This window comes from Leptospira weilii serovar Ranarum str. ICFT, assembly GCF_000332415.1.
In the GTDB taxonomy this organism is placed as follows: domain Bacteria; phylum Spirochaetota; class Leptospiria; order Leptospirales; family Leptospiraceae; genus Leptospira; species Leptospira weilii_A.
Genome location: NZ_AOHC02000021.1, coordinates 37,308 through 62,568 on the forward strand (window position 1 = coordinate 37,308; position 25,261 = coordinate 62,568).

General features: G+C 43.7%; 23 protein-coding genes. 11 read left to right on the forward strand and 12 right to left on the reverse strand.

Annotation, left to right across the window (positions count from 1 at the left end; translation table 11 throughout):
* Positions 1-51 precede the first annotated feature (51 nt).
* The 4 genes from LEP1GSC060_RS05760 to LEP1GSC060_RS05775 form a co-directional block, all read right to left on the reverse strand.
* Complete coding sequence (locus LEP1GSC060_RS05760; RefSeq protein WP_002998805.1) at positions 52-759, reverse strand: FecR family protein; 708 nt, start codon at positions 757-759, stop codon at positions 52-54.
* Positions 760-831: 72 nt separating this feature from the next.
* A complete protein-coding gene (locus LEP1GSC060_RS05765; protein WP_036095501.1) occupies positions 832-1,383 on the reverse strand; it encodes a HAMP domain-containing protein in 552 nt (183 codons plus the stop codon).
* A gap of 60 nt (positions 1,384-1,443) precedes the next feature.
* Entirely contained in the window at positions 1,444-2,535 is a 1,092-nt protein-coding gene (locus LEP1GSC060_RS05770; protein WP_002998760.1) for a FecR family protein, read from the reverse strand.
* A 19-nt stretch (positions 2,536-2,554) separates the two neighbouring features.
* On the reverse strand, positions 2,555-3,055 hold the full coding sequence (locus LEP1GSC060_RS05775) for an RNA polymerase sigma factor (RefSeq protein WP_002998890.1): 501 nt from the start codon (positions 3,053-3,055) through the stop codon (positions 2,555-2,557).
* Positions 3,056-3,267: 212 nt separating this feature from the next.
* Here LEP1GSC060_RS05775 and LEP1GSC060_RS05780 point away from each other — a divergent pair, with 212 nt between their 5' ends.
* Together LEP1GSC060_RS05780 and LEP1GSC060_RS05785 are read left to right on the forward strand one after the other, a co-directional pair.
* Entirely contained in the window at positions 3,268-3,636 is a 369-nt protein-coding gene (locus tag LEP1GSC060_RS05780) for a hypothetical protein (protein ID WP_002998832.1), read from the forward strand.
* Positions 3,637-3,846: 210 nt separating this feature from the next.
* Complete coding sequence (locus tag LEP1GSC060_RS05785) at positions 3,847-5,307, forward strand: CsgG/HfaB family protein (protein WP_002998964.1); 1,461 nt, start codon at positions 3,847-3,849, stop codon at positions 5,305-5,307.
* Positions 5,308-5,376: 69 nt separating this feature from the next.
* Here the strand turns inward: LEP1GSC060_RS05785 and LEP1GSC060_RS05790 are convergent, their stop codons facing one another.
* From LEP1GSC060_RS05790 to LEP1GSC060_RS05805, 4 genes are all read right to left on the reverse strand, one after another.
* Complete coding sequence (locus LEP1GSC060_RS05790) at positions 5,377-5,658, reverse strand: TIGR04454 family lipoprotein (RefSeq protein ID WP_002999199.1); 282 nt, start codon at positions 5,656-5,658, stop codon at positions 5,377-5,379.
* Positions 5,655-7,619, reverse strand: coding sequence for a glycoside hydrolase family 5 protein (locus LEP1GSC060_RS05795; protein ID WP_002998994.1), 1,965 nt, complete (start codon positions 7,617-7,619; stop codon positions 5,655-5,657). The genes LEP1GSC060_RS05790 and LEP1GSC060_RS05795 overlap by 4 nt, the downstream gene beginning before the upstream one ends.
* Positions 7,620-7,625: 6 nt before the next feature.
* Entirely contained in the window at positions 7,626-8,507 is an 882-nt protein-coding gene (locus tag LEP1GSC060_RS05800) for a patatin-like phospholipase family protein (protein ID WP_002998695.1), read from the reverse strand.
* Between the two features lie 457 nt (positions 8,508-8,964).
* Complete coding sequence (locus tag LEP1GSC060_RS05805; protein WP_002999110.1) at positions 8,965-10,176, reverse strand: MFS transporter; 1,212 nt, start codon at positions 10,174-10,176, stop codon at positions 8,965-8,967.
* Between the two features lie 189 nt (positions 10,177-10,365).
* Between LEP1GSC060_RS05805 and LEP1GSC060_RS05810 the strand changes: the two genes are divergently transcribed.
* From LEP1GSC060_RS05810 to LEP1GSC060_RS05845, 8 genes are all read left to right on the forward strand, one after another.
* A complete protein-coding gene (locus LEP1GSC060_RS05810; RefSeq protein WP_036095561.1) occupies positions 10,366-11,658 on the forward strand; it encodes an acetyl-CoA hydrolase/transferase family protein in 1,293 nt (430 codons plus the stop codon).
* Positions 11,659-11,665: 7 nt separating this feature from the next.
* Entirely contained in the window at positions 11,666-12,460 is a 795-nt protein-coding gene (locus tag LEP1GSC060_RS05815) for a UDP-2,3-diacylglucosamine diphosphatase (protein ID WP_002999162.1), read from the forward strand.
* Between the two features lie 64 nt (positions 12,461-12,524).
* Positions 12,525-14,129, forward strand: coding sequence for an FMN-binding glutamate synthase family protein (locus LEP1GSC060_RS05820; RefSeq protein ID WP_002999013.1), 1,605 nt, complete (start codon positions 12,525-12,527; stop codon positions 14,127-14,129).
* Positions 14,130-14,214: 85 nt separating this feature from the next.
* Entirely contained in the window at positions 14,215-14,946 is a 732-nt protein-coding gene (locus LEP1GSC060_RS05825) for a Yip1 family protein (protein ID WP_002998738.1), read from the forward strand.
* A 246-nt stretch (positions 14,947-15,192) separates the two neighbouring features.
* Entirely contained in the window at positions 15,193-15,543 is a 351-nt protein-coding gene (locus LEP1GSC060_RS05830; protein ID WP_002998731.1) for an LB_289 family protein, read from the forward strand.
* A 114-nt stretch (positions 15,544-15,657) separates the two neighbouring features.
* The gene (locus LEP1GSC060_RS05835; RefSeq protein WP_002999009.1) at positions 15,658-17,283 is read left to right on the forward strand and encodes a phytoene desaturase family protein; all 1,626 of its coding nucleotides are present in this window, start codon (positions 15,658-15,660) and stop codon (positions 17,281-17,283) included.
* Between the two features lie 232 nt (positions 17,284-17,515).
* A complete protein-coding gene (locus tag LEP1GSC060_RS05840; RefSeq protein ID WP_002999278.1) occupies positions 17,516-18,067 on the forward strand; it encodes a PadR family transcriptional regulator in 552 nt (183 codons plus the stop codon).
* A 100-nt stretch (positions 18,068-18,167) separates the two neighbouring features.
* Entirely contained in the window at positions 18,168-20,720 is a 2,553-nt protein-coding gene (locus LEP1GSC060_RS05845; protein WP_002998816.1) for a histidine kinase N-terminal 7TM domain-containing protein, read from the forward strand.
* Between the two features lie 3 nt (positions 20,721-20,723).
* On the opposite strand, the gene LEP1GSC060_RS05850 is transcribed toward LEP1GSC060_RS05845, so the two are convergent.
* The 4 genes from LEP1GSC060_RS05850 to efp are packed head-to-tail and all read right to left on the reverse strand — an operon-like array spanning position 20,724 to position 23,302.
* Complete coding sequence (locus LEP1GSC060_RS05850) at positions 20,724-21,422, reverse strand: SDR family oxidoreductase (RefSeq protein WP_002999232.1); 699 nt, start codon at positions 21,420-21,422, stop codon at positions 20,724-20,726.
* Positions 21,423-21,434: 12 nt separating this feature from the next.
* The gene (mtnB, locus tag LEP1GSC060_RS05855) at positions 21,435-22,181 is read right to left on the reverse strand and encodes a methylthioribulose 1-phosphate dehydratase (RefSeq protein ID WP_002998722.1); all 747 of its coding nucleotides are present in this window, start codon (positions 22,179-22,181) and stop codon (positions 21,435-21,437) included.
* A 1-nt stretch (position 22,182) separates the two neighbouring features.
* Positions 22,183-22,716 carry a 1,2-dihydroxy-3-keto-5-methylthiopentene dioxygenase gene (locus LEP1GSC060_RS05860; protein ID WP_002999244.1) on the reverse strand — a complete coding sequence of 178 codons (534 nt, stop codon included), beginning with the start codon at positions 22,714-22,716 and terminating at the stop codon, positions 22,183-22,185.
* A 19-nt stretch (positions 22,717-22,735) separates the two neighbouring features.
* The gene (gene efp / locus LEP1GSC060_RS05865) at positions 22,736-23,302 is read right to left on the reverse strand and encodes an elongation factor P (RefSeq protein ID WP_002999096.1); all 567 of its coding nucleotides are present in this window, start codon (positions 23,300-23,302) and stop codon (positions 22,736-22,738) included.
* A gap of 880 nt (positions 23,303-24,182) precedes the next feature.
* Between efp and LEP1GSC060_RS05875 the strand changes: the two genes are divergently transcribed.
* Complete coding sequence (locus LEP1GSC060_RS05875; RefSeq protein ID WP_002998936.1) at positions 24,183-25,088, forward strand: phosphate ABC transporter substrate-binding protein; 906 nt, start codon at positions 24,183-24,185, stop codon at positions 25,086-25,088.
* Positions 25,089-25,261 lie beyond the last annotated feature (173 nt).

The window sequence follows — 25,261 nt, forward strand, 5'->3', positions numbered from 1 at the left end:
GGTTTTTGGACAAGTTCTCTCAAAAATGGTAAACTTGAGAACTTTAAAATATTATGATTTAGGAAAATTCTCCAGAAGTTCCTTGTTTTTCAACTTCTGCTCCTTGAGCATCTGATAATTTTCGCCTTTGATAGCCTTGAAGTTTTGGATGACTTTCATCTTTTCTTTCATAAATTCTTTGAGCGGTTCCACCAACAATTCTTTCCCGTCCCAAACGGCCTGTTCCCCCGTCTTAAGATCCAAATCTTTTCCGGAAGAAGAGTGAACGGCAATCTCTCCTTCGTTTACAAAAATTCCGTCGGGTATATCGGAATCCTCGTTTTTAGGAGCCTTCGTTTTTTCTTCGGCGATCACAAACTGAGTTCCGCGAACTCCCGCCGTATAAGACGCCGAACTGATTTCCAATTCTTCTTTTTTACCGGACTTTTGAACGTTCGCAAATAGTTTGCCGGAAATTAAAGTAACCTTTGTCGTATTCTTGGATCCGTCCGAGAAAAGTTCGGCGATTTCGATTTTAGTAAAAGGCGCGAGTCGAACCACGGAGTTGGCGCCCAGTTGCAGATCCGCTTTTCCTTCTCCGGTTTCCACTTTCGCGGATTTTGTAAGGACGACGTTTTTCTTCAGCGCCTCGGTTTTGCCGGCTTGTATGGATTGGGCCTTTCCAGTTACAAAGAGTACAATTGCCACTTCCTCATCCGCAAAAACAATTTGAGGCGACAATATAAGAAAGGAACCAAAGAGTAAAATCTTACGAATCATATCGAAAGAACTTATACGAATTCTTTAATAAATCTACAACTAATTTATCCCGAACATCCAACTGAAAAAAGTTCAACTTTTACGATTGTTGATTCTTTTTTCAATGACCTCGTTCAGAAGATCCGCGAGTTCTTGAAACTCGTCTCCTTTTCGAATTTTGATCTTCTTGGCCGGCTCTTGACCCGCCGCTAATTTTTTAAGTTGGTTTTTGATATTATAAACCGGACCCGCCATTTTGTGAGAATAGACGATCGTAAAAATCGCCGTCATTCCCAAAAACAAACCGGATAAAAACAGAATTCCGTTCACCTGAATCGTAAACATATCGAGTTTATGATCGTAATCCGGAAGAAAAATTTCCCTTTCAACGAACTTTTCCTTTTCCACTCCGTTGTAATCTTCAAAACCTTTTTGATATACTCTGACCGGATCGTTTCTCAAACGAAAGACGACTCCCTTATCAAACTTAGTGTAGTTTATCCAGTACAAAAAACCCAAAGTTAAAACGAAACCCAAAACGATGAGTAAGGAATAATTCAATAAGAACTTGAATTGAAACTCCCGGTCTACGATGTAATTGCTGAAAATTCTTTTTTTACCGGGGTCTTCTTGTGCCATTGTTATGCGGATCCTCGAAGACTAGATTTCCCGATTTACCGATCGACTGTCAAAGAAAATTTGTTTTCAGCGGAGTTGAATCACTTCGGAGATCAATTCCTTCCGAATGACGATTTCTTTTTCAAGAGTCTGAACATACATCGCATTTTCATCCATGTCCACGATGACGCCCTCGATCTCTTTTCCGTCCGTCAAAACGATTTTCTCCAATCTTTGAAAGTCCGTTATGAGTTCTTGTCTACTTGAGTAAGCTCGGTCTTTATCCCGAGGAATGTTTTCGATCGGTAAACTTTCGAACTCAACCTCAAGTCGAGCCTTCTCGGAATCGTTCAAACGACTTCGAACAAAACCCTTTTGATTTACGAAAATTCCCTGATTGGGTTCCAGCACTTGCTCACCTTCCGGCGCCGTTTTTTGAGATTCCACACGAGCGCTGATCGCCACTCGACCTTCCAAAACCCGCACACTGGTCCCTTCTCCCGGAACGTTTTGAAAACTAAAACTCGTACCCCGAACTTCCGCGCTTACATTTTCGGAACGAACGATGAATTCTTCTTTTTTAAGATTTTTATGAATATGGGCCAGAAGTTCTCCCTTTTCCAAATCGATTCCGATCTTGTAATGTGTGGAAAGGTCGATCAAACGAAACGAAACTTGGGAATCGGAGAGAATCCTCACTACAATTCCATCGGACACTTTCAGATTCAGAATAGCCCCCGAACCCGTAACCACTCTCTGACCTTCTTGGATTCTAACTCCGGGTTTTAAAAGAATTTTGTCCTTCGGATCGGAAGAAGTGAGGTATGCGTCCCCTTCCACCTGTGAAATTTCGACTCCTCCTTTTTCGACTCTGGGAGAAGGCCAATCCTTAAGAATAGAATAATATCCTAATGTAACTGCGAAAAGAAAAATTGCGGCCGCTGAAAATCCCCAAACGAATTTGTTTTTCGTAATATCGGATAAAAAAAGTATTTTTGAGGAACCGGAATTAGCGCGTGTATAGAGAGATTCGAAATCGGATTCTTTGAAGGAATATTCCACCCAAGAACCGCTCAAACCTTTAGCCAGCCATTCTACGGAAGGACTTAGATCGTTTTGTTTTCCTTCGAACAGAATTTCTTGAATCTTCTCTTCGTTATTCATTCCCGATTCTTCCATGTTTTATCTATACTCTTAATCAGGGTCTTAAATTCTTTTGTTCCGCGATCTCGACCACTTTCGCCGTCGCCTTGACGATCAGACGAGAAGCGGTGGAAACCGATATGTCCATAATTTCCGCAATGGTCGTCAGATTGTAATCTTCCATAAACCGGAGAATCAACGCATATTTTTCGTCTTCTTCGAGTTCATCCAAACAAAGTAGAAGGCGCTCTTCCAAATCTTTGAGTTCCGCCTTTCTGACAAAAGAAAGTTTTTGTTCCTGAAACTCCTGCATTTCCGGATTTCCGCTTTCTTTTACCGTGGAAAATTTCCGAGAATGATTGATGGACCTGTTTCGAGCGATCGTATAAAGCAAACGAATCGCCTGTTCCCGGTCGATATTCGAGTCCGAATATTTCCTGAAAAAATTCAGGAACGTATCCTGCATCAGATCCATCGCGACTTCAGGATTCCCGGAACTATATTTATAGAGGAAATCAAAGATCCTTCCGCTATACTCTCGATAGAGAGCGTCCATAAAATCTTTCCGGGAGGTCATTGGAACTACGTTGAAATTGGGAAAGCCGATTTCAAGTAAATTCCTTTGTCGCTCTTGCCTTCTATTTTTAAGTTAACAGAACGATTCCGGATTTTTTTCAGAATCGAGTTTTTTTTCGAAAAGGAACAAAATTATTTTCGATACAATAGAGGATGGCTCCGGACTCCGAAAATTCTTTTGAACACGATCCAATGAGACAAAAAGAGTTTCTACATCCGGGAAAAGGCGCCCTCAAATCCGGAAAAACATTCTCCGTCTTGGCGGTTTTGTTATACGGAGCCTTTTTAGAATTCCCGCATCCCGCGTTCTCTCAAAACGTTTCACAAAACGAATCCGCAAATCCACACGAACAAGCCGAGACAAAACCCCTCCTTCGGGTTTTTCCTTCTTATCGTAAGGAGGAATGTGATTGGGCGATCCGCCCCGACATTTGTGTCGGCTGTCTCAAAATCGGTAGAAGATACGCGCAGAAGATCCATTTTTATCCGTCGGGTTTGTATCGGGAACACGGGTGTTATTCGGAGGAAGAAGGATTTTTTCTTTTGGAAACATCGAAGTAAAATCGACATTCCCTTTTTAATGAGACGATGCGTTAAACGCGCGTTTCCATTTCTTCAAAAGACACAACTGCATCATCCGTCATTTGACACTCAAACATTCGTACGATTGTTTCCTGATTTCAAGAAAGTAGTTGTCGTGGATCCGGAAACGATTCCGATGTTTGAAAATAAACTTTTAAAAGGCGCGTCTTCTATAAAATGGAATTACAAATGTTTCCAATTCGTTTTTTTAAAATCAAGTTCGCTTTCTTTTTCTTTATCGTTTGGACGTTCCAATGCGCCACAACCGGTAGTAATTCTCCGGAATCGGTGATCGTAGATTTTAATAAAAATAAAAAAAGTTATAGAATCGGAGTCTTAGATTTTATTCATTCCGAAAAACAAACCGGCAAATACGATTCCATGATTTCCGATCGGTTGATCGTGGAATTATCGAAAAATTCCTCCAATGTTCTGGTCGAAAGAACAAAACTTGCAGAATTATTATCGGAACATTCATTACAATACGCCGGATTGCTTGACTCCGATAAAGCCAGGGAGCTGGGAAAAATAATTCCTATCGACCTCATCCTTACCGGCTCTTACACAATCAAAAAAACACAAACGCAGGAAAACATTCAGATATCGGGACGTTTTATTCACGTAGTAACGGGAGAAATCGTTTACGCTTTCAATACGACAATGACTCAGGAAAATCAGGATTTTACCCCGAATCAAAATATTTCTCAAGGAAAGTCGGAAAAAAAATGTCCCGGAAATTCCAACATTGAGGAACTTTTAAAAGATTTATCCTCGGAATCTAAGATTCAAGAATTGGTGGAAAGAGCTCGCAAGATTCCCTTTGAAGACGAGTGTGGAAAAATCCACAGCCTAGTATTATCCAATTTTATTCGATATAAAATCGATTCAAAAAACTATAAGACGTTTTTAACCGATTCTTTAAAAAAATTTCAGAATCCGAATGAAGACTATCGAGTTTTAGATAGTTTACGATATTTCCAATCGGATAAGATCATTGACGAAGAAGAATGGTCGGCCGGAAAGGATGTGATTCAGAGAGTTACGATCGGCAATCTGACAAGATACATAACGTATTTATTGAATGTACAATCCGAAACGAATAAGAATCTGATCTTAAAAAGAGCGGAAGAAATCATGGAATTGGGTATTCAACAAAAAATAGGAAGACCCGTAGCCATACGTAAGCAGGAGATCTTACTTTCCGTCTTATACGCGTTACAGGATTCAAAAGCGTTTCTGGATTCCGATTTGATCGCCCTTATCTTTTTTGATAAATATAAAAACATCGTATTCGAACCTTCCGCGGAAACGAATCGGGTCTTTTCCGTTTTTGATTTCTTATCCAATCACTATTTTAAAGAAACGGACAAAAATAAAAAGGAAGCCGTCTTTTTAAGAATTAAAGAATTCTTAAGTTCCGTAGTCGGCTCGGAACAAAAAGAGAAAAAGTTGGACGATTTTTTTGGAAAATTAATTTCCGCAACGGAGAGAGCGAAGGAAACCGATGCAAAATTATATAAGTTACATTTTACGAATCTTTTTCGTTCCCTATCCAAAGAAATTTGCGAGGTAACGGATAAAAACCCGTATCCGATGCAAAAATCCTCCAGAATCCAGTTTCTTTCCGAAAACGAATGTGTATGTAAGTGAGGAACGTACAATCGATCTAATCTTAGTTTTTTCCGTAAGAATCAAACTAAGATTAGATGGGGAACTAATTTATTTCTTACAAGCTTGGATTGCAGGAATACTTTTTGCCGACTTAAGACAAGTAAGATCGAATTTTCCGGACATACATTCTTTTTGTAATACGGGAACCAAAGTCGCTTTCATTGTCGCGACGTTTGCCGCATCTTCCGCTTTTTGTCCCGCAGTCAGATTGGTTAACATTTCGTCTACGATCGGAGCGCATTCTTCCGCCGAATGTTTAGAACCGGGACAATTTACAGTCAATGAAAGAACCGCAAGAACACCTAGGGAAATCATGAGAGCCTTTTTCATCTAATCTTCCTCTTTTGAATATTGGGGACCACTTTGGCCCGATCTGGTTCCGTGAAAAGTGATTTTTTGGACGGGTGAACGGTTATTCCATAGTGTTGAATTCCTTTTTCTCCCTTAAATTTTAATACTTTGACGCGGGAATCGTATTGATAAGTCCCGGCGTTGACCAATACTTCAAACCCGTTTTTATAATGAATGAAGGGGATAAAAATTTCCGTTTCCGGAAACAAATCCCCGTCTTGTTGAAAGGAATATTTGAACAAAGAACGTTCCATATCAAAGGACAAGGCTACCGGCAATCCCTTGGTGCGGATCGGATACGGGCGGCTGAAAGCCCTCGTCGCCCTGCCCCCGTCCTCGTCATACGAAACGGGTGTGTCCGCGGAATAAATCGATAAGTCTTCCTCATTCCATCTGTCTCCCAAACTGTGAGTATGATCGGGCGTATAATTCCATAACGCGAGATTTACGAAATTTTTTTCCACGGCCTTCATCACTCGATCGAGGGCTTTTTCCAAAACTCCGTAATCGTTTTTAAGATAGGCGACTTTTTGATTCAGGTCCATGGGGATTCCGGTTTCTCCGATTACGGTCGGACAATTCCCCATGTTTTTTTCGGACATATCTCGGATCATTCGAATCGTTTCTTCGTAGACCTTATCTATATTATTTTTTCCGAATATTATCTTTTGTTTGAATACGTGAACCCCGAACCAAGGCAAATAACGTTTGAGCATCAGCACGGAGATATCGTACCAGTGTGTCGCATTGATTACGGAACCGTGATTTTTCTTCGGCGTTTCTTTCCATTCCAGTTCGAGTCTCGAAGGATCGCTTTCGACAAAGATATGAAATCGGCTTTCCACCTTCTGCACTCTCTCTTTGAACTTCTTGATAAAAGGCCGCATGAAATCGTTATAAAATTCGTATTTTCTTCCGTTCTTTTTGTAGAAATATTCCGGCTTTAACATCATCGGCGCTCCGTTCGGATCGTAGTCCCAGACTCCGTGATTTCTCCAGATACACTGATGCCCTCGTTTCCAGAGCGGAACCCCGCCTCCGTTCATTCGAACTTTTCCAAAAGGAAAACTCCAGAACCCGAGCATATAAGCTTGTTCCGCTGAAACGGCTCGTCCTTCGGAAAGATACATTTCTTTAAACGGAGAAGTTTTTACGACCTTGCCGAATCCGAATCCGTCGAATTCTCCCAGATTTTTTTTTCCGATCCATCCGGGCGAAGGTTCGTTCAAGGTGTCAAAACCGATTACGTTTTTATACTTCTTGAGTTTGCGTACGATCTTGAGCACGGAATCAATGTAGTGATCCTGTAAAAAATCCTGCGCGTTTTTGGCGTCGATTTTCGTCTCCGGTGCGAATTCTCTTCCACCGAAAAACAAGGAGAACATCGTTCCACATGCGTATTTTTGATAATTGAGAGGCCAGGACATTCTTCTATAATTTCTTCCCTGGTGATGATGAACGATCGCCGTTTCCGAATCCCGAATTTTGGAGATATCCATTCCTAATTCTTCCAAAGTCCAACCCGGAGCTCCGTCCCCTCCCGTAAATCGGGACCATACGTCCTGATGAGGATCGATAAAAAGATAGAGCCCCTTTTGCGCGGCGAGAGAGGCCATTCTTTCCACGTAGTCTACGTATTCCGTATCGTATTTTCCGGGGCCTTTGTGTTCGATCGCTTCCCACGTTATGAGAAACCGCAGAAAATTGAATCCCCATTTTTTCAGCCTATCAAAATGTTCGGCCGCCCGGTTTTCCTCCAAAGGTCTTCCTACAAAAGACACGTCCCTATGATTGACAAATGTGAGATTCTGATCGAAATGTGTGGTCCCGTCGGGTTTGAAAGGAAGTTTTGCGGAACCGGAAAGATTAACTCCGCGCAGTTGATAGATCGCTCCGGCTTTGTCGGCGAAATGTCCGTTTTTAACGAATAACTCTTCCATAATATTCTAATATTCTCCGAACTGAATTCTTGCGTCCTCGTATCCTCTGCTGATCAGATAATCCGCCTGCACTTGGGAGAAATTCAAGATGCTTCCGAATCCGAGAGAGGTTCTGGGACCGATCGTTCGTATCTTGAGTTCGGGCCGATCCGCGCTCGGAATGGATAACAAAGAAGAGAGTCTGGACTTTTTTCCTTTTTTCTTTTTTTTCTCGAAGTTTAAATTGGACATGACGGTTTGATACGAACCGATCAACGAAAGTTCGAATACTCTTTCCAACCCTTCCCTTCTCGTTTTCGGTAAACCCATATCGATTCCCCCGACGGGAGATAGTAATACTACGACGATATCGGTCGCGCCGCGTTCGACTGCGGGAAGGATCGGAGTATTGGCCATCACTCCTCCGTCCCAATGCGGTTTGCCGTCCACATACTGCCAAGGAAAGAACATGGGAATCGCGGAAGATGCCATCACGTGTTCTATGTCGATTTCCTTGTTTCTAAAAAATACAAGTTCTGCGGTGAGGATGTTGACCGCGGTGATGATGACTTCGACCGGATTTTTTCTCAGTTTGCGAAAGTCCAGATGTGAATAGAGTAAATTCTTGAGAGGGGTCGTATCGGTTAAGGGAGAATAACTTTTTACGAAGATGTCGACCAGATCGCTCCAGATCGAATAACGCATCACCTTCTTCGCTTCGATGGATTTCCATAACTTCGTGATTTCCGCCGCGTTCATCCCGCATCCCATCGCGGTCGCCGTAATGGCGCCTACGGAAGTGCCGCAGATGATATCCGGTTTGAATTGGATCTCCTCCAAATATCGGAGAACTCCCGCTTGGTAAGCGCCTCGGGCTCCCCCTCCGGATAAAATAAGAGCTCGTTTCATTCTACCTGAATCTCAAGGGGTCGGAAAAAAGAGAAGAATTTTCAGTTTGTTCGCAGGAACTCAATGGGAAAGGTCTTTGAAAAACGGGAAACCTTCCGAGCGACTGCATCGTCTCGTCGACATCCGTCTGTCGAGATCGGAAGCTCGAGAATGACCAGCTCTCGAAACTCGGAAAGGTCAGCGGTCTGATTGGATTGCAATGCCCCGATTTCGGCCGTATTGCAAGTGAAACCCCGGCTATTGCTCAGCCACCTCACAGGTCAATTGTTTACAACAACTTTCATTCACTAAGACCACCTCCTTTTCGTGTGGCAGCAAAATATTCTGTCTCATTAAAATGTCAAGAACAGAGCGGTTTTTTTGGAAGATCCTTCTCGAACTTCGTGTTGTAAAGCCTACAACCTCGTTACTGGAAACAAATATAAAAGTTCCCTCATTGAAGATGATTGAGGAGCGTTCAAGAAACCGCTTTCACCCTGGAAATCAATATCAGGGCGAGCCCATTGAAACCCATCGCCAGATAACCGGCCACTTCGTAATTTTGGTACGGAGCCGTCGGACTCGCCGCCACCAAAATGCTTCCTCCGATCGTGGCCCCAAGTCCGGACGCGAGATTCTGTAACGCGGAGATCACCGTCATAAAACTGCCTCGATCCTTCGGTTCGGTCGTGGAAGTAATCAACGCCAAGGCCGGAATCCATCTTCCGGATACGATCACCATAAAAACTGTCGTGAGAATCAAAACGTTTACGAGCGTGGTTTGACCGAGATTCGTCATGATAAAGATAGGAATACAAGATAAGGGAACTAGAATATAGAATACCTTGTGTTTTCCGATCTTATCCGAAATGATCCCGATCGCCCTGGAAGAGAAAAACGTAACCAACCCTCCGAAGAAATAAATCCAAGGAATGTCTTCCTTAGGTATTCCCACGTTTCTTTCCATATAAGGCGCGATAAACGGAATGACCGTAAACCCTCCGAGGATCACAAACATAATGAGCAAATAAGAAGCCATGTATCTTTTATAAGTGAGAATCCGAAAAAAATTCTCGATCGGATCTTTTCCCGTAGATTGAAACGGCGGAATACTCGGAAGATGATAATACATCAAAACCAAAATCGGAAGACTCAAAAGTACGATCCCTGCAAAGGACATGTTCCATCCGTAATACTTCGCGACTTCCAATCCCAAGGGAATTCCGATCACGGAAGAAACGGAAAAAGCTCCCATAATAGCGCCGGTCGCCCTTCCCCTCCGATCCATCGCAATCACGTCTCCTACGATCGCAAAGGTGACGGAACTCAAAATTCCTCCGAAGGCGCCGGAAAGGATTCTCGCAGACAAAAGAAAAAAGTAAGAATTTGCCACCGCACAACACGCGGTTCCCAGAATAAATCCGGCGTATAAAAAAATCGCGGCGGACTTTCGATTGAAACGATCGATAAAAAGCGCGCCTACGATTCCGGCCAAAAACGCGCTGTAAGTATATGCAGAAATCAGAAAGGAGAATTCTCTGGGATTGATATGAAACGCTTCTTGGAAATAACTTCCCAAAGGCATCATGATTACGAAGTCGAGTATATGCGTGAATTGAACGGCGGCCAAAACAAAGATCAACATCGCTTCGGATTTTACGTGAATGCTGCGGGTAGGATGGGAAGACATATGGATAAACTGGCGAAATGCCGTTTCTTTGTAGATAGAAAAACGTGAAAAACGGACGGAACGTCTTGATTTTCGAAAATCCTTTCAAAAAAGTTCCGATCCTAGATAGGAACCGGTTCGTTTCACAGGTCGTCAAACGACGGGCTTGCGGATTTGAGTTTCAAAGCCGATAATTTAGGAGTGGGAAATTTGAGTTTTAAAACCGACAGTCAATTGATTTCCGCAGAGGCCGCTCTTTCCTCGGTCCAATCGGGTCAAAGGGTTTTCGTCCACAGCGTCGCCGCCGCACCCTCGCTTCTTATCGAAGCTTTGACGGCTCGAGCCAACGAGTTGACCGATGTGGAAATGGTCCATCTTCACACCGAAGGTAAGGCTCCTTATACGGAGTCGGGTCTGGAAGGAAAATTCTTTACGAACTCGCTTTTTGTAGCGGCTAACACCCGAAAGGCGGTAGAGGATGGAAGAGGAGACTATATTCCGATTTTCTTAAGTGAATGTCCTTCCCTATTTCGAAACGGAATCCTTCCCCTGGACGTCGCTCTTATACAAGTTTCTCCTCCCGACAAACACGGCTTTTGTTCTCTCGGTGTTTCGGTCGATATCAGCAAGGCCGCCGTCGAAACCGCAAAAATCGTAATCGCCCAAGTCAACGTAAACATGCCTCGCACTCACGGGGACGGAATCATCCACGTTGATAAAATCCATTCCCTTGTGGAAGGAAATCTTCCCTTATACGAACACGTTTCCGAACGACCTTCGGACGTCGAACTTGCAATCGGTAAAAACGTGGCCTCTCTCGTGGAAGACGGCGCGACCTTGCAGATGGGAATCGGAGCGATCCCCAATGCAGTCCTAACGTGTCTGACTTCCCACAAGGATTTGGGAATTCACACCGAAATGTTTTCGGACGGTGTGATGGAACTCGTTCAAAAGGGAATCATCACCGGTATCCATAAAAAGAAACATCCGGGTAAAATCGTTTCCGGTTTTGTGATGGGAACCGCCAAACTTTACGACTTTATCGACGACAACCCGGAAGTCGCGATGCTCGACATCGGTTATATCAACGATCCGCACGTGATTCGAAAAAATCCGAAAGTGACCGCGATCAATTCGGCGGTGGAAGTGGACTTAACGGGACAGGTCTGCGCGGACTCGATCGGAACCAGACAATATTCCGGAGTCGGAGGTCAGATGGACTTTATCCGAGGCGCGTCCCTTTCACCGGGAGGCAAACCCATCATCGCTCTTCCTTCCACCACATCCAAAGGAGAATCCAGAATCGTTTCCTTGTTAAAACCGGGAGCGAACGTCGTGACAACTCGGGCTCACGTTCATTTCGTAGTGACCGAATACGGGTTCGCCGATTTATACGGAAAAAATCTGAGACAAAGAGCCAAGGCCCTAATCGCAATCGCACATCCCCGTCACAGGGAAAAACTAGAACGAGAAGCCCTGGATCGGTTTAAGGTTCTTTCATAAAACTACGATGAAATTTAAGAAAGACAAAGTCTATGAAGGAATTTTTCTTTCGGACGTTCACTACCTTATCGACAAAAAAATAAAATCCCACAAACACAAAGAACTCTTTCAGTTCCTGGATCATTTGAAAAAGAAAAACGTTCGTTTCCGGAACGTCTATCTCGTGGGAGACATCCTGGAAAATTGGTTTTTCAGCGCCTCGCGTAAACTCAAAAGAAGTAGGAAAAAATTCAACAAACTCTTCGACAGGCTCGATTCCTTATCCGCACCCGAAGGAGATAAGATATACATCGTCGGGAATCACGACTCCACTTCCTATCTGATGAACCTTCCTCCCAAGATCGAAGGATATCTTCGGGAAAGGAATTGGAAAGTCTGCGATAAAACGGAAAACGAAACGTTAATCGCGGTTCACGGTCACCAAGGTCAGTACAATCGTTTCACTTGGATCGGTTCGATTTTTATATTACGCTTTTTGCATGCGATCGCGCTTCTCGTTCCGAACTTATTCCGTTTTTCGGAAACGTTTTATCAAAAACATCTGAACAGACAGGATCCGACCACCACCGAAGAGATTCTCGGATATTACAAACGGCTTTCCAAAATCACTCACCAAGGAGACAGGGTTTTGATCTCCGGTCACACACACGACTTTCTCTGCATTCCTCATTTAAAAATCATCAACACGGGCGACTGGGTAAAAAGTAATAGTTTCGTAATCCGGGACGGCTCGCGTTTTATCGGGGCCAAGATGAATCAACGAGGAAAATTCTCCAAACAATTCGTCTACAAACACAAATAAGAATCCTTTCCCTTAAGTAAAAATATTTCTTGCGGAACGTTTTCAAAAGGTAGAGAATTGCCCGATGCAAATTCCAGATATCTTGCGGTTTATTTCGGAAAATCCTTGGTCTTCCGTGTTTTATACGATCGGCATTTATACGATCATCGCTCTTCTGCATGATATCTTCCAAAGAAAACATACGATCAAACATAACTTCCCTCTCGTGGGAAGGCTCCGTTATCTTTTTGAAACGATCGGTCCCGAACTGCGCCAGTACTGGGTTGCTAATGATAAGGAGGAGATGCCTTTCAGTCGGGCGGAACGTTCTTGGGTTTACGCGACCGCGAAAAAACAAAACAACAACTTCGGTTTCGGAACCACGGAACTTCTCTACGAGGCCGGTTATCCGATCATCAAACACAGCGCGTTTCCGTTTCCCGAATCCAAAGTAAAACATCTCAAAAACGACACTTCCATGATTCCCTGCCTCAAGGTCATCGGAGAATTTCACAATCGTAAAAAACCCTTTCGCCCTCCGTCCGTGGTGAACATCTCCGCGATGTCTTACGGATCTCTCGGTAAAAACGCGGTCTCCGCTCTCAACAAGGGAGCGATGATGGCGCACTGTTATCAAAATACGGGAGAAGGTGGAATCAGCCCCTATCACAAGTTAGGCGGAGATATCGTTTGGCAGATCGGAACGGGATATTTCGGGACGAGAGACGAAAAAGGAAATTTTTCCCTGGATCTGTTCGGTCAGAAAATTCAAGAGAATCCTCAAGTAAGAATGATAGAAATCAAACTTTCCCAAGGAGCCAAACCCGGCAAGGGAGGAATTCTTCCCGGAAAAAAAGTGACCAAACAAATCGCGAGTATCCGGGGAGTTCCCTTAGGTCAAGACTGTGTTTCGCCTAACGCACATTCCGAGTTCGGAACCGTAAGCGAACTGATCGACTTTATAGAAAGACTTCACTCCGCAAGCGGACTTCCGGTCGGGATCAAAAGTGCGATCGGTGAAATTCATTTTTGGAACGAACTTGCGGAAAGAATGAAACAAAGCGGCAAGGGTCCGGACTTTATCACGATCGACGGAGGAGAAGGAGGAACCGGAGCGGCTCCGTTGGCCTTTGCGGATCACGTTTCCCTTCCGTTCAAAGTGGGATTTGCGAGAGTTTACCAGATTTTTCAGAAGGAAAAACTTTCCGAAAGAATGGCTTGGATCGGAAGCGGTAAATTAGGATTTCCTGATAGAGCTATCGTAGCGTTTGCGATGGGTTGCGACCTCATCAACATCGCCAGAGAAGCGATGATGTCCATCGGTTGTATCCAAGCCCAACGTTGTCATACGGATCACTGCCCCACCGGAGTCGCGACTCAAAACCGTTGGTTACAGGCCGGGCTCGATATCGAACTCAAAGCGGAACGGAACGCGAACTATATCAAGGGACTTCGAAGGGAAGTCCTTTCGGTAACACACGCCGCCGGATACGAACACCCGCTACAGTTCCGGGGAAGCGACATTGAGATCAGCGCGGGCCTCAATATTTTCAAACCCTTGGAAGTTGTCTTGGGTTACGAAAGGGATCACGTTCATTTTACGAAAATGTTGGATTATACGGATCATACTTACTTGGAAGAATATATGCAAGGTAAAGGTACTACCAAACGAGAACATCCCGCCGTCTAAAAGTTCGTTTTGTTTTAAATCGGAATTCGGATTCTTTTCCTCTTGCCACGTAAGTTTTTAGAAAAAACCTGTGTGAAATAATCCAATGTTCAAGTTTTCCTTTTCTTTTACGAACGCAATCGAAGAAGCCCGTGCGGTTCTCATACAACCGGCTTCCTTTTTTAAGGATCTTTCCAAAGCTCCCGAAGAACCCCTGATCTCCTTATATCTTCGTTGTTTAGTCTACATGGGTTTCTTATACGCGGTCGCGGTCATCGGAATGACCTTATTCGCTCCGAGCGGAGTTTCCAGTCCGCCTTTGACTTTGTTATTTTTCGAAATGCCGGTCGCGTATTTTCTCGCGAGTTTTATCGTTTTTCCTACTTTAGGTTTTCTTTATATGTTTTTTTCCTGGATCGCGGGCGGAAATACCGACTGGAAAAAAAATTTCAGAGCGAGTACGGCCGTCTTAAGCGTATTTTGGGCGGCGTTACTGCTCCAAAGTTTCGGCGGATTGATTCATATTTATCTGGGTATCGGAATCGGAGTCGCGTTTACCGCATACATTCCGTTTTTATTCTATCTTGTTCTGACTTCCTATCTGCAAGCTCCGGCAAAAAGGACGGCGATCCTTCTGTTCGGATTCGCCTCCGTTCTTTTGTATCTTCAATATTCGAAAATGGATTCGTATAAGAAGAATTACGAAACCGTTGAGAACGTCAATTCTCATAAACCTCTTCCCATAGAAGAGGAAAAACAAAAACATCCGGAACGGGAGACCGCGGAAATCATCCGAAAGGCGATGGAAAAAGCGGAAGCCGAAGGACGTAAAAAATAATGATGACCGACATCGCGGCCGGAGATTTCAATCCAAAAGACTTAAGGAACTCATAATTTAGATCTTATCTACCGAAAACCCGACATCCGAGCTTTAAAACGTTCGTTTGACCCGTCTATAGTATAGAGAGCATGGATTTTAGAAGGAATATTGTTAAAACCGGTACCGGGGGCCTCCCGGGAATCTCCTATACATGAAAAGCCCCCGTAAAAAACTGGCTTATCAGCTATACTCGAGGGTTTTTCTATGAAACGCACCGAACTGGAAAGAAGAGAAAGAGACCTCCGCAAGGCAGAAAAAAAAGTTCAACTTCAAGAAAAGAGGTTCGCCTCCGGAAAAGGAAGTAGCGTCGGAGTGTACATCGACGAGTTGTCGGCGCTCTTTCGTTATGACGCGAACGAAATCTTCAATACGGGAGACGACATCGCCATCTTGGAACTTTTAGAAGACATCCAAGCCAATCTTCCCGCAAAACAATGGGAAAACGTACTTCGCAAGGCCATCAAAAAGACCGGGGTTCAGGAAAAGGAAAAAGCCTACAACGAACTCAAGGAATTGATGAACGAAGAAGAAGCCGAAGAAGAAATCGGGGTTTAAACCCCGATTTTCCTTTTCCCACATTTCAGTAACTCGCCTACTTTTAAAAAAATCCTTTTATAAACTTTTATATTCCTAACAATCTGTCCCGAAACTTGTCCGGGAGAATTTTTTATGGATATCAAACGAACACATTACGATCTTATCGTCATCGGTTCCGGAATCGGCGGTCTGACCGTCGCCTCTCTGATGGCGCAGTATAAAGATAAAAAAGTTTTAGTCCTGGAACAACACTTCAAGGCCGGGGGTTTCACACACGTATTCAAAAGGGAAGGTAAATTTCTCTGGGACGTGGGAATCCATTACATAGGAGACATGGATGAGAATTCCATGCTTCGAAAAATTTTCGATCTGATCACTGGTAATCAGGTGGAATGGAATAAGATGCCTCAAATTTTCGAGAAGTTCGTATATCCCGGATTTACATTCGGAGAAAACAGCGACCCGGAACAATATCAGAAAGATCTAATATCCTTATTTCCGGAAGAATCGGAATCCATTCGCAATTATTTCAACGACGTTCAGAAAGTGGCGGGTTGGCACGGAAGGCATATGATGCTCAAGGCTCTTCCTCCGTTCTTGGACAAGTTCGGGCATACGATCGACTTGATAGGGTCCTCCTCCGCCTTAATCACCACAAAAGAATATCTGGACGGAAATTTTAAATCCCCGCAACTCAAAGCCGTTCTCGCGTCCCAATGGGGAGATTACGGACTTCCTCCTTCTCTCAGTGCGTTTGCGATCCACGCGCTCATCGTCGCACATTATTTAAAAGGCGGTTATTATCCGATAGGAGGTTCGGGAGTTATCTCCCAATCGATTCAAAAAATCATTCAAGAAAAGGAAGGAAGAATTCTACTTTCCAGAGAAGTTCAAGAAATTCTAATACAGGACGGAAAAGCGACGGGAGTTCGAGTTAAAAATCGGAAAAAATCGGAGGAAACCGGAAAGGAAGTGATCGAGGAATATACCGCAGACGCAATCGTGTCTAACGCGGGCGCTTACAACACTTACACGAAATTGATTCCTTCCCGGTATAAAATTCCGTTTTCCGAAAAACTCAAAAACTTTGCCGAAGGTCATCCCCTGACTACGAACGTCACGCTCTACATCGGATTCAAAGACGACCCGAAAAAGTTGGGATTTTTAGGAGAGAATTACTGGATCTACGACTCCTTAGATCACGATCGGAATTTTCAGGAAGGAATGGATTGGATCCTTGGAAGTCGGATTCCGGGCGCCTATCTTTCCTTCCCGTCTCTCAAGGATCCGCACGCTCACGCTCATACGGCCGAAGTCATCGCATTCAGCGGCTACGCTCCGTTCTTAAAATGGAAGGACCAACCTTGGAAGGAAAGGGATCAAGAATATAAAAATCTGAAAGATTCCATCCGGGACAGACTTTTGAATTTTATAGAGGATCGTTTTCCCGGATTTAAAAACATTGTGGAATATACGGAAGTTTCCACTCCTCTGACCACGGAACATTTTACCCTTCATAAAAACGGAACGATCTACGGTCTTCCCTGCGTTCCCGACCGTTTTAGAGAAGAGGCGGCCCCATGGTTTTCTCCGATCACTCCGATCAAAAATTTATTTCTTACCGGAGCGGATGCCGCCTCGCCGGGAATGAGCGGTGCGATGATGGGAGGGATCAGCACCGTAGCACATCTCACAGATGGAATTAAGATGATTCAGATCTTTCGGGAAGCCGGAAAGAAAAAGGAAAACCGAATATGAGGGAAAGCTCGCATTTCGGTAATTTTGTTTGAACTTAAAAAACCGAAAGAACCAAAGAATTAAAATTATGCTTGATCTCTCTCTGGCAGATAGTATCTAAAAGATATACTTCCCATTTTATAGCTTGAGGTATATAACTCTTTGTCTTTATGAGTTTATCGTAATCATTTCATTTGTAAGCGTGATTCATTCCGTATCGATAAAAAAAATCAAGGTTTAGAACCTCTTTTCAATGGCTCGTATCAATAAAACGCGTTATGCACTCTTAGGTATTTTGGGACAAGGTCCTAAAAATGCCTACGAAATTAAAAAAACGATCGAACAATCCATCGGCTTTTTTTGGCAGGAGAGTTTCGGACAAATTTATCCGATTCTGAAACAACTGGAAAGGGAAGAATGTCTCAAATCTTCCAAAGAAAAAAAAAGTTCCGGTCCCGAATCTACGATCTATAAGATCACGCCCAAGGGGAAAAAAGAACTCAAAGACTGGTTGGAAAAACCCGTGGAAAAATTTCCGTATCGGAACGAACTTCTTCTCAAAATTTTTTTCGGCAATCACGTAAACAAAGAGGTCCTGATCCGACATCTTCAGGATACGAAAGAAGAAGCCCTGCGTCTGACGGAAATCTACGAAAATATTCGCGCCTTTATAGCAAGTTCCGAAAATTCGAATCCTAACAAAACGTTATGCCTGATCACTCTCGATTTCGGAATCGCGTCCGCAAATAGTTTTTTAGAATGGGCGAAAGTATCTAGGGACAAAATAAAAAATTCCAATTTTTAAAACGACTTCGTTTTCTACTTTTCACTTCGATCGATTTCGCTTAGGCTACAAACCGATTCGAAAAAATCATTCTTCGATATGATCCCGAAGTGGAGCGCCAATGAATCTGCCGCCTCTCCAAGAAAACATGCAACTCGTCTGGTCTCCTTTCGCCTTTTATTCGTGTTTCTCTTTTGCGATTTTCGGAATCAATTCCTATATAACGTATAAAAACCGGAGAGTTCAAGGTAGTAAGGAATTCCTACTCGTAATCTGCGGGTTGGCCCTTTATTCGTTCGGGAGTTTTTTTGAAATTCTTTCCAAAAACGAAAGATGGATTCTTTTTTGGGACGATTTTCAATTTATCGGAAAGGACATAATGGTAATCGGAATCTCATTTTTGATTCCCAGAATTACTTCTCTCACATTCGTCTATCGATTTCCTCTGATCGGTTTCCTCTTACTATTTCCGATTTCCAACGAACTTTTTATCTGGTCCGGATATAAACCCGAATTAATACGAACAAACATTCAATTTCTTGCAAATACTCCTTGGAAAGCTCTTACCTACGATTACGGGCCTTGGATGAGGTTGTTCGTATCCTATTATTTCGCCGCTCAAGCGATTATCATAGTGATCCTAATCTGGAAATTTTTAACCTTCAAGGGGTTTAAAAAGGGTCAGATGTTCATGCTTTTAATCGGAATTTTATTTCCGTTTTTGGGAGGATTGATGACGGTCGCCGGACTTTTTCCGTTTATCAATCCGCATCTGGACGTATTTCCGATCACCGGTTGTGTAACCTCCCTCGTCTGGGCTTACGGTATTTTTTATTTTAAGATGATGGATTTGATCCCGGTCGCGCGGGATAAGGTATTCAACCTGATTCAGGACGGAATTTTAATATTAGATAAAAATAATATAGTTCTGGATTACAATAGGGCGGCGATCGCATTATTTCTCAACCGACTCAATTTTTCAGGGGTAACTTTAAAGGAAATTTATCCGGAACTGGATCACTTGATCGAAAGATACAAACGGAAGGAAATCGATTCTATTCCCGATCTTCGGCTTTTTATGAACGGAGGATTCAGATATTACGAAGTGATCCTCGGAAATTTTTCCAATCAGCCCGAACGGAGCGATTTTTGGATTCTTTCCCTAAGAAATATCACCGAGCGCAAGTTAGGCGAAGAAAGGGCGATCGAAGAAAAAAACTTTTTGAACATGATCCTGGATTCCACTCGAGTTCTTTTTTTGGTCCTCGACCGGGAAGGTAGAATTCTCAGATTCAATAAGGCCTGCGAGAACGCTTTCGGTTATCGCTCCGACGAAGTACACGGACAAACTTTCTGGGATATTTTCGTCGAACCGCACCAAAAAGAATCCGTCAAAAAAAACTATCTCAGAATGATTCGAGGTAGGATCCTCTCCAGAACCCAGGAACAATGGATCGGTAAATTCAAAGAACGTAAAGTGATTCAATGGGAAAACAGGGAGATCAAAGATGAAAATTTCAGAACGAACTACGTCATATCCGCAGGCGCCGACCTGACGGACGTTTATAACGCGGAAAATGAAATTGCGAATTTAAAATCCGCCAACGAAGAGATCGTCAGAAAAAATCAAATGATCGAGGACCATAAAAAAGAATTGGAAAAGATCATAGACACGTTGAAAAAAACCCAGGCCCAGCTCGTTCAAACGGCCAAACTCGCGGACTTAGGTCAACTCGTCTCCGGAATCGCGCACGAAATCAATAATCCGTTAGGCGCAATCCAGGCTTCCAATCAGAACATACAACATTATACGAAATCCTTTCGAGAGAAATCCAAGGCGTATTTCCGACTTCTTACCGTACTCCCGGAAAGTATCAGAAACCAAATTTCCTACCTCGTTGAAATTGCGGGGAATCATTCCGATTTGGTTTTGGGTCTTGAAAGGAGAAAACGAGTGAAAGAAGTTCGGGCCAACTTGGAAAGTTTAGGTTTTTTTGCTCCCTCCAACGAACTCTGCGAAGTCGCGTTCGAATGCGGTCTCTACGGAAAAGAAAAAGAATATCTGGAACTCCTAAAACACGAAGAGGCAGTTCCCATTTTAGAGCTCGTCATGGACCTTTTAGGACCGGAAAGGAACTCGCAGACGATCCAAGCCGCCGTGGAAAGGTCCTCCAAAATTCTCTACGCTTTGAAAAGTTTCGCACATTTCGACAACAACAGTGTATTAGAATATTCTAATCTTAGAGAAAACGTCGAAACCGTTTTGACTCTCTATCAGAATTTATTCCGTCACGGTGTGGAACTATCCGTTGAATTCGAAGAACTGCCTTTCGTTCCGATCTATCGGGACGACCTTTTACATCTATGGACGAACCTGATCATGAACGCAGTCCAAGCGATGAATTACTCGGGTAGGTTAAAGATCGGCGTAAATCGCGAGGACGATTTTGCGGTTGTCAAAGTGGAGGACTCGGGCCCCGGAATCCCCGAATCTATTCGGGAAAGGATCTTCGATCCTTTTTTTACCACAAAACCTCCGGGAGAAGGAAGCGGACTGGGCCTGGACATTTGTCTCAAGGTCGTCGAAAAACACAAGGGAATGATTTTTTACGATTCAGAACCCGGAAAAACCGTGTTTACGGTCAAACTTCCGATCAAACATTTAAATAGTTGAATATTATAATATTCCTTTACGGGGAAGCAATCGGATCTCGTCCGGATAAACGGCGTCCGGCAAAGTGGAAAGAGTGGCGAGCCATTTTCCGAAGTCGTCAACGGGGATCATATCGTCCTGCTCGAATCCCTCTCTTCCTTTCCAAACCTCCGTATAAACCGCGCCCGGATATACGGTAATCACTCGAATCCCTTTCGATTTCAATTCTTCCCGAAGAGCTTTTGCAAAACCCGCGATCGCGTGCCGACTCGCACAATAAGCGGTGGAATCCGAAAAACCCTGATAACCCGCAGTCGAAGAAAGATAACACAAAAACGAACCGGATTTTAAAAGCGGAAGTATTTCTTTCGTAAGCAAAAAAAGGGAATTTAAGTTGAGAACAAAATGTGCATTCCATTCTTCTAATGCGATTTGTTCAATGGGTTTAAAAAGTCCGCTTCCGAAGGTGAAATAAACGCCGGCCAAGGTAGACACCCGTTCTTTCAAGGCGGCTACGAATTCAAGGACTTCGGATTGTCTGGAAAGATTACACTGAAAATTTTTCCCTCGCTCAAAGTCGCCGTTCGGTTTCCAAGCCGTCCCCGTCCTAGAAACTCCGATTGCGGCTTGATCCAATAGATTCAAATTTTCTAATACCGATTTCCCGATCCCGGAACCGGCTCCGGCGACGAGGATGAGTTTATTTTCTTTCTCGAAGGACAAAAAATTTTTCTCTTAAAAAAAAGTGGCGGGGTATACGGGAAATTCCGTGGAAAACACTTCCTGACGGTTCAACTCGGTCGCGTCCGTAAGGAGATTCTTTTTTTCCACCGGATAGGACAGACTCTTCCAGGATACAATGTATTTAAGGATAAAGTCGGTCGTTTCCAAATTTCGGTTCGCTTGGATCAAATCCTTTCCCCAGACCGTAATCCCGTGTTTTTCAATGATACAAAACGGAACGGAGGGTTTGTATTCTTTCAGATATTTTTCCAAACAATCGGATATGTCCTGTACATTCGAAAAATTGTATATTACAGGAACGTAAACTTTTGGATTTTCTTCCCGGATCCCGTAGGCTTTTAAGATTTCGATCGAGGGCAATTCCAAAAGAGCCACGGGGGCGGCTTTGGTGGTGTTCGCGCGGATCAGATTGGATTCCAAGGTATGGACGTGCAACCCACATCCGGTTCCGTCTAACGCGCGATATACGGCCCTGTGGATCGAGGTTTCCGCGCTGGGTTTTAATCCCTTTGTCGCCTTGGAATTTTTAGAATCGGAAGGTTGTCCCGATTCCAAGTCCACATATACAAAATTACGTTTGTTTAATAGATTTTTATCCAGGCCGCTCCCGCTGACCCAGAATCCGGATTCTTCCGACAAACGAATGGAAAGATTTCCGGCCGTTCCCGGCATCCATCCGTTTTTATGATAGACGGCTCCCAATTCTGAGAGCCTTTCCAGTTGTTTTTTGACGGACATATCAGTCCAGGGAATTGGTTTCTTCCACGTAGTTCGGTACCCAACCGCTCATATCTTGAAAGTAACGAACCGCTTTGATTCTTTTGTTATCATCCAGATAAAACCAGTGATTTGTATTTCTGGGAACGGAAATAAAATCGTCCTTTACGACGTGAACGAGGAACTTCTCACCCTTAAGAGCAAATCCGAAAACTCCGGAACCGTCCACGATATATCTCACTTCCTCGTCCGTGTGATAGTGAACTCGATCGAACTTTGCTAACATATCGTTCAATCCCGATACGTTCGGATGTAACACGATCAAGTCTCTGGATTGATATCCCTCTTTTTCTTTGAGAGTTTCAAATCGATTATCCAGCGTTTTTAAAAGTTCTTCCTTTTCGTTATCGGCCAGGACTTCCTTATCCGTCAGATTCGACGCGTTAGGCGGAACCTTCCAGTGGTCGTAGTCGATTCCCCTTTCCTTGAGAAAGGATTTTACTTCGTTTGTTTCCCGGATCGGCCCCAGACCGTTTTGTCTTACTATCGTTGCCATTGATAACCTCCGCAGATTGTTATTTGTTGACCCTTTCCACGTAAGTGAGATCCCGCAGGTCTATTTTGATTACGTCTCCCTGCTTTACGAATATCGGAACGTTGATTTCTCCACCCGTTTCAACGGTGACTCTTTTTTGAGCCGTGCCGGACGTGTCACCTTTCAGACCTTCTTCGGCGTAGGTCACTTGCAGAACGGAAAAATTCGGCGGAATCACTCCGATCGGTTTCCCTTCGTAGAAGGTGACTTCCATCGCGGTTTCTTCCTTTAAAAAGGGAAGAATGTCTTCCACATATTCCTTGGACACGGGCATTTGTTCGAAGTCATTGGAGTCCATGAAGATGATATCGTCGCCTTCGGTGTAACAAATGGTCATATTTCTTTTTTCCAATTCGACGCTCTCCAATTTTTCCGCCGCCTTGAAGGTGCGTTCGATGGAGCTGTTTCTGGTAAGGTTCTTGAGTTTGGTTCTGATAAAAGCCGAACCTTTCCCCGGATTTACGAATTCGGTTTTGACAACCGAGTAAAGATCCCCTTCCACTTTGAGAACCATACCTTTTTTTACTTCTGTGATACCAAGAGTCATGGAATTTCCTAAGAATAGTTTACCTCCTTCTATTTCTTTGGAAACAGACACCCTGTCAAGAAAAAGAACCCACAACGCGATCCATAGAGAGCGTTGTGGCCAAAAGCCGCGGAGCGAAAGCGTTGGCTCTTAGCGAAGCTAAGAAACAGCGATCCATAGAGAGCGTTGTGGCCAAAAGCCGCGGAGCGAAAGCGTTGGCTCTTAGCGAAGCTAAGAAACAGCGATCCATAGAGAGCGTTGTGGCCAAAAGCCGCGAGCGAAAGCGTTGGCTCTTAGCGAAGCTAAGAAATAGCGATCCATAGAGAGCGTTGTGGCCAAAAGCCGCGAAGCGAAAGCGTTGGCTCTTAGCGAAGCTAAGAAATAGCGATCCATAGAGAGCGTTGTGGCCAAAAGCCGCGAAGCGAGAAACTCAATGTTTCTCCCTATGGGTCGAAACATAATGTTGGCTCTTAGCGAAGCTAAGAAACAGCGATCCATAGAGAGCGTTGTGGCCAAAAGCCGCGGAGCGAGAAACTCAATGTTTCTCCCTATGGGTCGAAACATAATGTTGGCTCTTAGCGAAGCTAAGAAATAGCGATCCATAGAGAGCGTTGTGGCCAAAAGCTGCGGAGCGACCCGTCGGGAGCGAACGCATTGAGTTTCTTATTCGCCCAAATTTTCAACCATCGAACTCATGTTAAGAAACAACAAACCCCGTTCTGCTAAAGTTTCCCGAACGGTCGGAGACGAAATTTGAGTTCGGAAAGCGTTCGATTGCATTTCTCAAATGACCCGGGGCTTTGTGCTAATTTGTAATAATTCAAGCGCGAATTGTAATAGACTTTTTGGATACGAAAGACAAGATCCCGGGGAATTCCATAGGGAACGTAAAAGTAAACATATGAAACTAAAGTTTATGATTCTATTCTTGATCTTCGGCGCGCTTACCGGAAATTGCAAACCCAAAGAAACGATCACGGTCACCGGTTCGGAGACGATGCACGTAATGCTTCAGATGATCGGTTTGGAATATTCGAAAAAGAAATCGGAAATCCAAGTTGTTGTTCACGGAGGAGGTTCGATCGAAGGGATCGAAAAATTATTTCAGAGTAAAACGGACATCGCCGCCGCAAGCAGACCTCTTACCGAAAAGGAACTCAAGGGGTTCGATTCCAAAGGAAAGTTCGAATCCCTTACGATCGCTTATGACGGAATCGCAATCATCGTTCATCCGTCCAATCCGGTTCGTAAAATCAGTTTGGAAACCGCTTCTAAAATTTTTTCCGGAGAAATTACGGACTGGTCGAAGGTCGGGGGCAAACCCGGAAAGATAGATTTAGTGATCCGAAACGACAAATCCGGAACCGCGGCGTATTTTGAAACGCACGTCCTCAAACAAAAAGATTTAGGGATTAAGAATTTCGAATCAAGAAAGAATGTGGAGTATTCCAAAACCGCTAAAATCGTTGCGGACAACGATACGATGGCGAAGGCGATTGATTCCAATTCGAACGCGATCGGATTTATGGGAATGGGAAGCGCCCTTTTTGAAAATAAGGATAAGGTACGCGCTTTGGAATATTCTCTTTCCGGAAAAAATCCTTTTACGGTTCCGAGTATCGAAAACGTCTACAACAGAAAGTATGAACTTTCCAGAGGACTCTATCTATTTTACCTTTCCGATCACGGACAAAAAATAGACGACTTTATCACGTATGTTACGAGTGAAGAAGGACAAAGGACGATCCTCAAAAGCGGATATTTAAGAGGAACACTTCCAACCGTAGAAGTCGAAGTCAAAAAGTAGGCAGTCCTAGTGAATAGATTTTAGAGATCAGAGATTTTACAGAATAGAAAGATCATGCTTTGTTAAATTCTTATCCCTCTGTTAGGCAAGGTCACTCTGAACTCTGATTTCTAAACCCTGAATCCTAGGAATCCCTCCCTTTTTTTTGAAATAATTCGCAATTTTTCCGCAAC